The 12,751-nt window shown below is 66.2% G+C and carries 12 protein-coding genes; all 12 read left to right on the top strand.

The annotated features are described in order from the left end of the window. Nucleotides 1-10: 10 nt before the first annotated feature. The 12 genes from ACEN9N_RS03030 (at nt 11) to ACEN9N_RS02975 (ending at nt 12,742) form a co-directional block, all read left to right on the top strand. Nucleotides 11-712, top strand: a complete 702-nt coding sequence (locus ACEN9N_RS03030; RefSeq protein ID WP_007830508.1) for a succinate dehydrogenase iron-sulfur subunit — start codon at nt 11-13, stop codon at nt 710-712. A gap of 23 nt (nt 713-735) precedes the next feature. Next, the gene (locus ACEN9N_RS03025; protein ID WP_413314970.1) at nt 736-1,050 is read left to right on the top strand and encodes an FAD assembly factor SdhE; all 315 of its coding nucleotides are present in this window, start codon (nt 736-738) and stop codon (nt 1,048-1,050) included. Between the two features lie 24 nt (nt 1,051-1,074). Further along, the gene (gene gltA / locus ACEN9N_RS03020) at nt 1,075-2,385 is read left to right on the top strand and encodes a citrate synthase (RefSeq protein ID WP_056586793.1); all 1,311 of its coding nucleotides are present in this window, start codon (nt 1,075-1,077) and stop codon (nt 2,383-2,385) included. A 121-nt stretch (nt 2,386-2,506) separates the two neighbouring features. After that, nucleotides 2,507-2,647 carry an entericidin A/B family lipoprotein gene (locus ACEN9N_RS03015; RefSeq protein ID WP_056586789.1) on the top strand — a complete coding sequence of 47 codons (141 nt, stop codon included), beginning with the start codon at nt 2,507-2,509 and terminating at the stop codon, nt 2,645-2,647. A gap of 116 nt (nt 2,648-2,763) precedes the next feature. Beyond that, on the top strand, nt 2,764-3,717 hold the full coding sequence (locus ACEN9N_RS03010; protein WP_495655331.1) for a LysR family transcriptional regulator: 954 nt from the start codon (nt 2,764-2,766) through the stop codon (nt 3,715-3,717). 45 nt (nt 3,718-3,762) lie between these two features. Further along, nucleotides 3,763-5,184 (top strand): 3-isopropylmalate dehydratase large subunit, encoded by a 1,422-nt coding sequence (leuC, locus tag ACEN9N_RS03005; RefSeq protein WP_007830503.1) that lies wholly within the window; start codon nt 3,763-3,765, stop codon nt 5,182-5,184. A gap of 16 nt (nt 5,185-5,200) precedes the next feature. Beyond that, complete coding sequence (gene leuD, locus ACEN9N_RS03000) at nt 5,201-5,851, top strand: 3-isopropylmalate dehydratase small subunit (RefSeq protein WP_007830502.1); 651 nt, start codon at nt 5,201-5,203, stop codon at nt 5,849-5,851. 43 nt (nt 5,852-5,894) lie between these two features. After that, the gene (leuB, locus tag ACEN9N_RS02995; protein WP_007830501.1) at nt 5,895-6,983 is read left to right on the top strand and encodes a 3-isopropylmalate dehydrogenase; all 1,089 of its coding nucleotides are present in this window, start codon (nt 5,895-5,897) and stop codon (nt 6,981-6,983) included. 90 nt (nt 6,984-7,073) lie between these two features. Next, nucleotides 7,074-8,219: an aspartate-semialdehyde dehydrogenase gene (gene asd / locus ACEN9N_RS02990; RefSeq protein ID WP_007830500.1), complete on the top strand. Its 1,146-nt coding sequence runs from the start codon at nt 7,074-7,076 to the stop codon at nt 8,217-8,219. A gap of 169 nt (nt 8,220-8,388) precedes the next feature. After that, nucleotides 8,389-11,202, top strand: coding sequence for a FimV/HubP family polar landmark protein (locus ACEN9N_RS02985; RefSeq protein ID WP_413314974.1), 2,814 nt, complete (start codon nt 8,389-8,391; stop codon nt 11,200-11,202). Between the two features lie 29 nt (nt 11,203-11,231). After that, complete coding sequence (gene truA / locus ACEN9N_RS02980; RefSeq protein ID WP_495655330.1) at nt 11,232-12,053, top strand: tRNA pseudouridine(38-40) synthase TruA; 822 nt, start codon at nt 11,232-11,234, stop codon at nt 12,051-12,053. Further along, nucleotides 12,050-12,742: a phosphoribosylanthranilate isomerase gene (locus ACEN9N_RS02975; RefSeq protein ID WP_495655329.1), complete on the top strand. Its 693-nt coding sequence runs from the start codon at nt 12,050-12,052 to the stop codon at nt 12,740-12,742. Before truA ends, ACEN9N_RS02975 begins: the two co-directional genes overlap by 4 nt. Nucleotides 12,743-12,751: the final 9 nt, after the last annotated feature.

Raw genomic sequence — 12,751 nt, 5'->3', positions numbered from 1 at the left:
GGAACACACGATGAAGCGCACATTCCAGATCTACCGCTACGACCCGGACAAGGACGCCAAGCCCTACATGCAGACGGTCGAGATCGAACTCGACGGCCATGAGCGCATGCTGCTCGACGCCCTGATGAAGCTCAAGGCGCAGGACCCGACGCTGTCGTTTCGCCGCTCGTGCCGCGAAGGCGTCTGCGGTTCCGACGCGATGAACATCAACGGCAAGAACGGTCTGGCCTGCCTGACCAACATGAACACGCTCAAGGGCACCGTGGTGCTCAAGCCGCTGCCGGGCCTGCCCGTCATCCGCGACCTGATCGTGGACATGACGCAGTTCTTCAAGCAGTACAACTCGATCAAGCCGTACCTCCAGAACGACAGCGTGCCGCCCGAGAAGGAGCGCCTGCAGTCGCCCGAGGAGCGCGACGAGCTCAACGGCCTGTACGAGTGCATCCTGTGCGCGAGCTGCTCCACGAGCTGCCCGAGCTTCTGGTGGAACCCCGACAAGTTCGTGGGCCCGGCCGGCCTGCTGCAGGCCTACCGTTTCATCGCCGACAGCCGCGACGAAGCCACCGCTGAGCGCCTGGACAACCTGGAAGACCCGTACCGCCTGTTCCGCTGCCACACGATCATGAACTGCGTGGACGTGTGCCCGAAGAGCCTGAACCCGACCAAGGCCATCGGCAAGATCAAGGAACTGATGGTGCGCCGCGCCATCTGACGCACGTCCTGCAAGAAGTCACCATGCAAACCGCCGCCGACTCCGACCAGCCGCTCAGCGAACGTGCGCTGAGCAAGCTGAAATGGCGCTGCCGGCGCGGACTGCTCGAGAACGACCTGTTCATCGCCCGCTTCTTCGAGCGGCACGAATTCCGCATGACCGTGGGTCAGGCGGGAGCGATGGAGACATTGATGGACCTGTCGGACAACGATCTCCTCGACCTCCTTCTGCGCAGAAAGGAGCCCGAGCCCGAATGGGCCGGGGCCGAGGTGGTCGCATTGCTGCAGCTGATGCGAACCGACGGCGCACAGCGTCCCGCCATCTCTCCTTCGTCCTGAATCCACCTCTGAAAGTAAACCGAAATGAAAGCATCCGATACCAAGGCCACGCTGTCGTTCAGCAACGGCGGCGACAGCGTCGACCTGCCGATCTACAAGGGCACCGTGGGCCCCGACGTGATCGACATCCGCAAGCTGTATGCGCAGACCGGCATGTTCACGTACGACCCGGGCTTCATGTCGACGGCGGCTTGCCAATCAGCCATCACGTACATCGATGGCGACAAGGGCGAACTGCTGTACCGCGGCTACCCCATCGAGCAGCTCGCAACCAACTGCGACTTCCTCGAGACCTGCCACCTGCTGCTGTACGGCGAACTGCCGGACGCCGCCAAGAAGGCCAACTTCACCAAGGTCGTGACCAACCACACGATGGTGAACGAGCAGATGCAGTTCTTCCTGCGCGGCTTCCGCCGCGATGCGCACCCGATGGCCATCATGACCGGCCTCGTGGGTGCGCTGTCGGCCTTCTATCACGACAGCACGGACATCAACAATCCCGAGCACCGCGAGATCGCCGCGATCCGCCTGATCGCGAAGATGCCCACGCTCGTGGCCATGGCCTACAAGTACACCGTCGGCCAGCCCTACATGTACCCGAAGAACGACCTGAGCTATGCGGGCAACTTCCTGCACATGATGTTCGCCACGCCGTGCGAGGAGTACAAGGTGAACCCGGTGCTCGAGCGCGCGCTCGACCGCATCTTCATCCTGCACGCAGACCACGAGCAGAACGCCTCGACCTCGACCGTGCGCCTTTGCGGCTCGTCGGGCACCAACCCCTTCGCGGCCATCGCGGCCGGCGTGGCTTGCCTCTGGGGCCCGGCCCACGGCGGCGCCAACGAAGCGGCGCTCAACATGCTCTACGACATCCAGAAGGAAGGTGGCGTGGAGAAGATCGGCGAGTTCATCAAGAAGGTCAAGGACAAGAACTCGAACGTCAAGCTGATGGGCTTCGGCCACCGCGTGTACAAGAACTACGACCCGCGCGCCAAGCTGATGCAGGAAACCTGCAACGAAGTGCTGACCGAGCTGGGCCTGGAGCAGGATCCGCTGTTCAAGCTGGCCAAGGAACTCGAGAAGATCGCGCTGGAAGACGAGTACTTCGTGTCGCGCAAGCTCTACCCGAACGTCGACTTCTACTCGGGCATCGTGCAGCGCGCCATCGGCATCCCGGTGCCGCTGTTCACCGCGATCTTCGCACTGGCCCGCACGGTCGGCTGGATCGCCCAGCTGAACGAAATGATCGGCGACCCCGAGTACAAGATCGGCCGCCCGCGCCAGCTGTTCGAAGGCTCGCCCAAGCGCGACGTGCAGCCCATCGGCAAGCGCTGATCGCGCCGCCTGCGCTCAATACGGAAAGCTGCCCTCGGGCAGCTTTTTTGCGTCTTGGCTGACATGCAGCGCGCGGAAATCGGCGATAGCCTGCAACGCACTTAGTCGAAGGAGTTTCATCATGAAGTCGCTCGTCGCATTGTTCGCGGTCGCGTTTACTCTTGCCGTGCCACTGTCGGGTTGCAACACCTGGAGAGGAGCCGGTCAGGACGTCCAGAAGGCAGGGGAAAAGATGGAGGATTCGGCCAAGAAGCGTCAGTGACGCCTCTTTCGCTCATCGCGCGACGACAGTAATGGCATCGCGCATGGCGATGACCAAGACCTGAAAACAAGGGGAAAATACGGGCCTCCATCTCCATATGAGATGCCAAAACCCGTATGACCTCTTCCGAACGCAACTTCGCCCGGCGCATCGACCTCACGTCGCTGCAGCTGTTCGTGGCCGTTTGCGAACTTGGCAGCATCGGGCGGGCCGCGGAACGCGAATTCATTGCCGCTTCGGCCATCAGCAAGCGGCTTTCGGACCTGGAAGCCACCCTGGGCACCACCCTGCTCTACCGCCACGCGCGAGGCGTCGACCTTTCCCCCGCGGGCGAGAGCCTGCTGCACCATGCGCGCTCGGTGCTCTACAGCCTCGAGAAGATGCAGGGCGAACTCAGCGAATACGCCGAGGGCGTGCGCGGCCATGTCCGCGTGCACGCCAACATCTCGGCCATCGTGCAGTTCCTCCCCGAGGATCTCGGCGCCTTCACGCACGAGCACGACGCGATCAAGATCGACCTCGAAGAGCATCTGAGCAACGAGGTGGTGCGCGCGATCCAGGAAGGCGCCGCCGACCTTGGCATCTGCCACATTCCCGACGGCACCAACGAGTTGCAGACGCTTCCCTACCGCCACGACCGGCTCGTGCTGATCGTGCCGGCCGGGCACCCGCTGGTCACGCAGGAGCCGATCGATTTCTCCGCCTCGCTGGACTTCGACCACGTCGGCCTGCACACCAACAGCTCGATCTACGTGGCCATGCACCAGGCCGCGCTGGAGGCGGGCCGCGGCGTCAAGCTGCGCATTCACGTGACCGGGCTCGACGCCATGTGCCGCATGATCGACAACGGACTGGGCATCGGCGTGATGCCGCAGCGCGCATTCGAACTGCTGCAGGCAGGCATCGGCAGCCGCCTGCGCAGCGTGGCGCTGAACGACACCTGGTCCAGGCGCGAGATCCGACTGGTGGCACGCGACTTCTCCACCTTGCCGGTGGCCGCGCGCACATTGGTCAACCATCTGCGCACGTCGGCGGCCGCCGCCGATGCCGCCGAGCCTCTCGCCGCATAGAACGCAAGACAATTCACCTCCCCACGAAAGACAGAAGAGACCGACATGGCACGCACGCTCTACGACAAGATCTGGGACGAACACGTCGTCCACACCGAGGAAGACGGCACCGCGATCCTCTACATCGACCGCCACCTGGTGCACGAAGTGACCAGCCCGCAGGCCTTCGAAGGCTTGCGCGAAGCCGGCCGCAAGCTGTGGCGCATCAGCTCGGTCGTGGCCACGGCCGACCACAACACACCGACCACCGGCTGGGAGCGCGGCTACGAAGGCATTGCCGACCCGACCAGCAAGGAACAGGTCACCACGCTGGACCACAACATCGCCGAGTTCGGCGCGGCGGCGTTCTTCCCGTTCCTGAGCAAGCGCCAGGGCATCGTGCACGTGATCGGCCCTGAATCGGGCGCGACGCTGCCGGGCATGACGGTCGTCTGCGGCGACTCGCACACCTCCACGCACGGCGCCTTCGGCGCGCTGGCGCACGGCATCGGCACCAGCGAGGTCGAGCACGTGATGGCCACGCAGACGCTGCTCGGCAAGAAGGCGAAGAACATGCTCGTGAAGGTCGAGGGCAAGCTGCCTTTGGGCTGCACGGCCAAGGACATCGTGCTGGCCATCATCGGCAAGATCGGCACGGCCGGCGGCACGGGCTACACCATCGAATTCGCGGGCTCGGCCATTCGCGACCTGAGCATGGAGGGCCGCATGACGGTCTGCAACATGGCCATCGAGGCCGGCGCGCGCGCCGGGCTGGTGGCGGTCGACGAGAAGACCATCGCCTACGTGAAGGGCCGCCCGCTCGCGCCCACCGGCGTTGAATGGGACCAGGCCGTGGCCTACTGGCGCACGCTGCAGTCCGACCCGGGTGCGAAGTTCGATGCCGTGGTCGAACTCGACGCCACGCAGATCCAGCCGCAGGTCACCTGGGGCACCTCGCCCGAGATGGTGGTCGACATCAACGGCCGCGTGCCCGATCCCGACAAGGAAAAGGACGCCAGCAAGCGCAGCGCCATCGAGCGCGCGCTCGTCTACATGGGCCTGGAGCCGAACAAGGCGATGAACGACATCTTCATCGACAAGGTGTTCATCGGCTCGTGCACCAATAGCCGAATCGAGGACATGCGCGAAGCCGCTGCCGTGGTGAAGAAGCTGGGCCAGAAGGTCGCCAAGAACGTGAAGCTCGCGCTGGTCGTGCCCGGCTCGGGCGTGGTGAAGGAACAGGCCGAGCGCGAAGGACTCGACCTGATCTTCAAGGCCGCGGGCTTCGAATGGCGCGAGCCCGGCTGCTCGATGTGCCTGGCGATGAACGCCGACCGCCTGGAACCCGGCGAGCGCTGCGCATCCACCAGCAACCGCAACTTCGAAGGCCGCCAGGGCGCCGGTGGCCGCACCCACCTCGTGAGCCCGGCCATGGCCGCCGCCGCCGCGGTGCACGGCCACTTCGTCGACGTCCGTACGTTCGCCTGACCCCAGAGAGATTCACATGCAGAAATTCACCGTGCACAAGGGCCTCGTGGCCCCGATGGACCGCGAGAACGTCGACACCGACGCGATCATTCCGAAGCAGTTCCTCAAGTCGATCAAGAAGACCGGCTTCGGCGTGAACCTGTTCGACGAATGGCGCTACCTGGACGCCGGCTTTCCGGGCCAGGACCCGGCCAGCCGCAAGCCGAACCCCGACTTCGTGCTGAACCAGCCGCGCTACGCCGGCGCCTCGGTGCTGCTGACGCGCAAGAACTTCGGCTGCGGCTCGTCGCGCGAACATGCGCCGTGGGCGCTCGACCAGTACGGCTTCCGCGCGATCATCGCGCCGAGCTACGCGGACATCTTCTTCAACAACAGCTTCAAGAACGGCCTGCTGCCGATCGTGCTGCCCGAAGCGCAGGTGGCCCAGCTGTTCGACGAGACCTTCGCCTTCCCGGGCTACACGCTGACCATCGACCTGGAGCGCCAGGTGGTCGTGAAGCCTGACGGCCAGGAGTTTGCGTTCGACGTGCAGGCCTTCCGCAAGTACTGCCTGATCAACGGGCTGGACGACATCGGCCTGACGCTGCGCCACAAGGACAAGATCAAGGCCTTCGAGGCCGAGCGCCTGGCATCGAAGCCTTGGCTGGCGCACACGATGATCTCGTGATCGACCGCATTTCCGTTTTCAAGAAAAAACCTCGGACCAACTTATGAAAATCGCAGTTCTCCCCGGTGACGGCATCGGCACCGAAATCGTGGCGGAAGCCGTCAGGGTGCTCGAAGTCCTCGACCTGAAGTTCGAGATGGAGTCGGCGCTGGTCGGCGGTGCCGCCTACGAGGCCCACGGCCATCCCCTGCCCGATTCGACGCTGAAGCTGGCAAAGGAATCCGACGCGGTGCTGTTCGGTGCGGTCGGCGACTGGAAGTACGACAAGCTCGACCGGCCGCTGCGCCCCGAGCAGGCCATCCTGGGGCTGCGCAAGAACCTGGGCCTGTTCGCGAACTTCCGCCCGGCCATCTGCTACGAGCAGCTGGTGGGCGCATCGAGCCTGAAGCCCGAGCTGATCGCGGGCCTGGACATCCTGATCATCCGCGAACTGACCGGCGACATCTACTTCGGCCAGCCGCGCGGGCGCCGCACTGCGGTCGACGGCCACTTCCCGGGCGCCGAGGAAGCCTTCGACACGATGCGCTACTCGCGCCCCGAGATCGAACGCATCGCCCGCGTGGCCTTCGAGGCCGCCCGCAAGCGCAGCAAGCGCGTGACCAGCGTGGACAAGGCCAATGTGCTCGAGACCTTCCAGTTCTGGAAGGACGTCGTCACGGAGGTGCACAAGGACTATCCGGACGTCGAGCTCGACCACATGTACGTCGACAACGCGGCCATGCAGCTCGTGAAGGCGCCCAAGAAATTCGACGTGGTCGTCACCGGCAACATGTTCGGCGACATCCTCTCGGACGAAGCCGCGATGCTCACCGGCTCGATCGGCATGCTGCCCTCGGCATCGCTCAATTCGAGCAACCAGGGCCTGTACGAGCCCAGCCACGGCAGCGCGCCGGACATTGCCGGCAAAGGGGTTGCCAATCCTTTGGCTACAATCCTGTCTGCTGCCATGATGCTTCGCTTTTCACTCAACCAGCCCGAAGCTGCCGACCGTATCGAGTCGGCGGTCAAGGACGTGCTCGCTTCGGGGCTGCGCACGGGCGACATCTGGTCGGAAGGCACGAAGCGCGTCGGCACCCGCGAGATGGGCGACGCGGTCGTTGCAGCAATCACCAAAAAGACGATTACCGGCTAACCGCAGCCCGCTTCGTCACGCCCCTCCCCGGCTCGACGAGTCGGGGGCAAAAAAAGACAACTTTTTCTTTTTTCACAAGGGCAAACTGAAATGGCGAACGCATCCAATCAACCTCTGGTCGGCCTCGTAGGCTGGCGCGGCATGGTCGGCTCGGTCCTGATGGACCGCATGCAGGCCGAAGGCGACTTCGGTCTCATCGAGCCAGTCTTCTTCTCGACCTCCAACGCTGGCGGCAAGGCTCCGGCAATGGCCAGGAACGAAACCGCGCTGAAGGATGCGAACGACATCGAGGCACTGAAGAAGTGCGACATCGTCATCACCTGCCAGGGCGGGGACTACACCAGCGAGGTCTTCCCCAAGCTGCGCGCCGCGGGCTGGGCCGGCCACTGGATCGACGCCGCCTCCACCCTGCGCATGCAGGACGACGCGGTCATCGTGCTTGACCCGGTCAACCTGCCGGTGATCCAGAACGCGCTCGCCAACGGCGGCAAGAACTGGATCGGCGGCAACTGCACCGTGAGCTGCATGCTCATGGGCGTTGGCGCCCTCTACAAGGCCGGCCTTGTCGAGTGGATGACCAGCATGACCTACCAGGCAGCCTCTGGCGGCGGCGCTCAGCACATGCGCGAGCTGCTGACCCAGTTCGGCACCCTGAACGCCGAAGTGCGCGCGCTGCTGGACGACCCGAAGTCGGCCATTCTCGAGATCGACCGCAAGGTGCTGCACAAGCAGCAGAACCTGAGCGCAGCCGAAACGGCCAATTTCGGCGCGCCGCTGGGCGGCTCGCTGATCCCCTGGATCGACAAGGACCTGGGCGACGGCATGTCCAAGGAAGAGTGGAAGGCCGGTGCAGAAACCAACAAGATCCTCGGCCAGGGTGCGGGCTTCGGCACTGCCGCCGTACCCGTCGATGGCTTCTGCGTGCGCGTCGGTGCGATGCGCTGCCACAGCCAGGCCCTGACCTTCAAGCTCAAGAAGGATGTTCCCCTGGCCGACATCGAGGCGATGATCGCCGCGGACAACCCGTGGGCCAGCGTGGTGCCGAACACGCGCGAAGCCACCGTGAAGGACCTGACGCCGGTGGCCGTGACGGGCACCATGAACATTCCGGTCGGCCGTATCCGCAAGCTGGCGATGGGCCCTGAGTACGTCGGTGCCTTCACCATCGGCGACCAGCTGCTGTGGGGCGCCGCCGAACCCCTGCGCCGCATGCTGCGCATCCTGCTCGAAGCCTGATGCGGGCAGCTCAGGGCCTTTTGAAACACAAACTGTTGCCTTCTGGCAACGGAAGATGTGATCGTAAGTATGCGCGCACTGGGTAGAACACGCGCACTGCCTTGTCAGTACCCGGTGATGGTGCTAACGTCCTCTTACAAATTCTGGGCCTGAGCCGCCCCCTATCAGCATGACAAGACATCTGTTGCCTGCGGCCAGCCCATCGGCCGCTCGCCCGCTTCTGCCATCGAATGGCTGGCGGCTTTCCATCCTCGGCGCGGCGGCAGCCGTGGCCCTGGGCATCGCCAGCACCGACGCCAGCGCTTTTGCGCTGGGTCAGCTGAAGGTGCAATCGGCCTTGGGCGAACCGTTGCGCGCCGAGATCGACGTGACCGAAATCGCCGCCAACGAGGCGGACGGTCTGAAGATCAACATCGCCACGGCCGAAGCCTTCAAAAACGCGGGCGTTCCGTACAACTCGGCACTGAGCGACGTCAAGGCGACGCTGCAGCGTCGCGCCGGCGGCCAGTACGTGGTGCGCCTGAGCGGCAACCGCCCATTGAACGACCCGTTCGTCGACCTGCTGCTCGAAGCCAACGGCGCCTCCGGCCGGATCGTGCGCGACTACACCGTGCTGCTCGATCCGCCGGCCACGCGCCAGCCAACGACCAGCGCGCCGGCCACGCCCATCGCACCCCGGATCGCCACGCCGACCGAACGCACTGCCCCGGCAGCGCGTGCGCGCCGCGAGCGCGCCCCTGTGGCGGCGCCATCGGCAGCACCCGCGGCGCCTGCGCCGGCTGCAGCAGCGCCCGCGCCGGTCACTGCGGCCGCACCTGCTCGCAGCAGTGGCGGCGAACAGGTTACGGTGCAGCGCGGCGACACCGCCAGCAAGATCGCGGCCGCCCACAAGCCCGCCGACGTGTCCCTGGACCAGATGCTGGTCGCGTTGCTGCTCGCCAATCCGGATGCGTTCTCGGGCGGCAACATCAACCGCATGCGCGCCGGCGCCGTGCTCGATCTGCCGAGCAGCGCCGAGGCGGCCGCCGTCCTGCCGGACGAAGCCCGCCGCACGGTCACGGCACAAAGCCGCGACTTCGGCGCCTATCGCCAGCGGCTGGCCGACAACGCGCCGACCTCGAACGTCGCGGCCGCGAGCCGCAAGGCCTCGGGCAAGCTGCAGGCCAACGTCGAAGACCGCAACGCAGCGGCCAGCACACCCGACAAGCTCACGATCTCGCAAGGCAGCGCGGCCTCCCGCGCCGCCGACGAGAAGGTCGCCCAGAGCCGCCAGGCGCAGGACAGCAGCAACCGCGTCGCGGAACTGTCGAAGAACATCAGCGAGCTGAACAAGCTCAAGGCTGCAACGGGCACCGGTTCGTCGGCACCTGCTGCTGCCGGTGCGGCTGCACCGGCACCGGCGAAGCCGGGCATCCCGGTTCCGACACCGGCCACCAGCGCGACGGTCGCACCTCCAGTCGCCGCAAGCCCTGCCCCCATTGCTGCGCCGGCGCCAGCCCCGGCCCCAGCTCCTGTCGTCGCGGCCGCACCCGCAGTTCCTGCAGCGGCAACGGCAGCACCGAGCCCCGCCGCGCCCACGACCGAGGCAACTGCTGCCGCTCCTGCTGCTGCCCCGACGGCAGAGGCCGCCGCTGCCGCACCGGCAGCAGCCGCAACCGATGCAGCTGCTGCTCCCGCAACTCCGGCTGCGAGCGCCGCCGTGGCTGCCACGGCACCCAAGCCGGCCGTGAAGAAGCCGGCACCGCCGCCCCCGCCGGAGCCCACCTTCCTCGAAGAGCTCCTGGACAACCCGCTGATGCTGGCCGGCGCGGCGCTGATCGCGCTGCTCATCGGCTTCCTGCTGTACCGCGTGCTGGGCCGCCGGCGCGAGGAAATGAGCGAGAGCGTGTTCCTCGAAAGCCGCATCCCGAAGGACTCGTTCTTCGGCGCCAGCGGCGGCGAATCGGTCGACACCAAGCATCGTGGCGACTCCACCGTCTCGTCGCTGTCGTACTCGCCGAGCCAACTCGACGCGGGCGACGTCGATCCCGTGGCCGAAGCCGACGTCTACCTGGCCTATGGCCGCGACCTGCAGGCCGAGGAAATCCTGCGCGAAGCGCTGCGCCTGAACCCGGACCGCACCGCCATCCACCTCAAGCTGCTCGAGATCCACGCCAAGCGCCGCGACGTGCGTGCCTACGAAGGCCTCGCCACCGAAGTGCACAAGCTGACGGGCGGCCTCGGCTCCGACTGGAACCGTGTGGTCGACATGGGCAAGGATCTCGATCCGGGCAACCCGCTGTACGAATCGGGCGCTCCCCGCAGCGGCGGCGCCAGCGCGGCGGAGACGGCCGCCTTCGCGGGCGCCCTCGCCGCGGCCGCCAAGCCGGCAGCACCTGCTCCCGTTGCACCGCCGGTTGCCGTTGCTCCGCCCGCCTTCGTGCCCTCGGTGGCACCGCTGGACTTCGACCTCGACCTGACCACGCCGCCGGCACCCGCCCCCGCACCGGCCCAGCAACATGCACCGGTCAGCGCCAGCCTGCCGAAGTCAATCTACGCGTCCGCTCCGACGACCGCGCGCCCCCCAGCCCCCCTGTCGAACGGCCACGCCGCCACGCCTGTCGATCTCGAAAACGATTTCGACACCGCCCCCGGCGCGCTGACGGTCGACACGCTCCCCGGTTCGCTGAGCGATGCGGACAACACCCGCCCCGCCATGCTGCGCAATGCGCTGCCGGCCGACTCGGGCTTCATCGAGTTCGACATGAGCGCGCTGGCAGGCCTGCCAGCCCGCCCCGCCGAAACCGCGAAGCCCGCCGCAGCCGCCACGCACGATGACGATGAAGGCGACGACAGCCCGCACGCCGTCAAGCTGTCGCTGGCTCGCGAACTGCAAGCCATCGGCGACGTCGAAGGTGCCCGTTCGCTGGTCGAGGAAGTCGAAGCCGAAAGCGCCGGCGATCTCAAGTCGCAAGCCCGTCAGCTGCTCGCAGAACTGCGCTGAGCGGTTGTTGTTGTACCGTCCCTGAATTCGTGAGGCTGGCACTCGGCATCCGGTACAACGGCCAGGCGTACGAGGGCTGGCAAAGCCAGCGCTCGGGCCGCACGGTGCAGGACAAGCTCGAAGCGGCCCTCACGAAGTTCGCCGCGCAGCCATCCGGCAAGATCGGCACACTGTGCGCCGGCCGCACCGACGCCGGCGTCCACGCGCTGATGCAGGTGGTGCACTTCGACACCGACGTCGAGCGCGAGCCCTTCTCCTGGACGCGTGGCACCAACCGCTTCCTGCCCGACGACATCGCGGTGCAGTGGGCGCACCCGGTGCCCGATGAATTCCATTGCCGCGCCAGCGCGCTGGCACGCCGCTACCTCTATGTGCTCTCGCAGTCGCCGGTGCGGCCCAGCCTGGATTCGGGCCGGGTCGGCTGGTCGATGCATGCGCTCGACGGCGATGCAATGCGCAACGCCGCCGCCGTGCTCATCGGCACGCATGATTTCAGTTCGTTCCGTGCTTCGGCCTGCCAGGCCAAGTCGCCCGTGAAGAACCTGCGCCGCATCCAAGTCACGCGGGTTGGCGAAGGCGAACGCTGCCGCTGGCATTTCGAGTTCGAGGCCGACGCGTTCCTGCACCACATGATCCGCAACCTGATGGGCTGCCTCGTGCGCATCGGCCGCGGCGACGAGCGGCCCGAATGGATTGCCGAGGTGCTCGAGGCGCGCAGCCGCAAGGCGGCGGCGCCGACCTTCTCCGCGGACGGCCTGTACTTCCTGGGCCCGTTGTACGACGCCAAGTGGGGTCTGCCGGCCGAGGCGACGCTGCAGGCCGGCGGCGCTCCTTATGATGGACCTCCATGACGTCTCCCCGCACCCGCATCAAGATCTGCGGCCTCACACGCGAGGCCGATGTGGATACCGCGGTCGAAGCGGGTGCCGATGCCATCGGCTTCGTGCTCTATGCGAAAAGCCCCCGCGCAGTGACGGCCGAACGCGCTGCCGAACTCGCTTCGCGCCTGCCCCCGTTCATCACACCGGTGCTGCTGTTCGTCAACGAGGATGCTCCTGAAGTCATAGCAGCACTCGCCCATGTGAAGGGCGCGATCGCCCAGTTCCACGGCGAGGAAACGCCCGAACGGTGCGAGGAAGCCACCGGCCCAGGCCGCTTCCGCTACATGCGCGCCGCCCGCATTCCACTGGGGGCTGCCGGCGCCGGCTTCGACCTCGTAAAATACGCTTCCGATTACTCCCACGCCCAGGCCATCCTGCTCGACGCGCATGTCGAAGGTTATGGCGGTGGCGGCAAGGCATTCGATTGGTCACTTCTTCCACCCGCCGTCGACGCTCACCTCGTCTTGAGTGGTGGGCTCACACCTGCAAACGTGAGCGATGGCATTCGCATCCTGCGGACGCGCTGCAAGACGCTGTCCGTTGATGTGAGCTCGGGCGTCGAAATCGACGGTCCCGGGAACAAGGGCCTCAAGGACGCCGGAAAGATCCGGCAATTCGTCGCAGCCGTCAGGGCGGCCGACGCGTCCTTCTCCAGCTAGCCGCCGCAG

The sequence above is a fragment of the Variovorax sp. Varisp46 genome (assembly GCF_059491885.1).
Note: the sequence above shows the minus strand (reverse complement) of the source record. Positions and strands in the feature narration are given on the sequence as shown.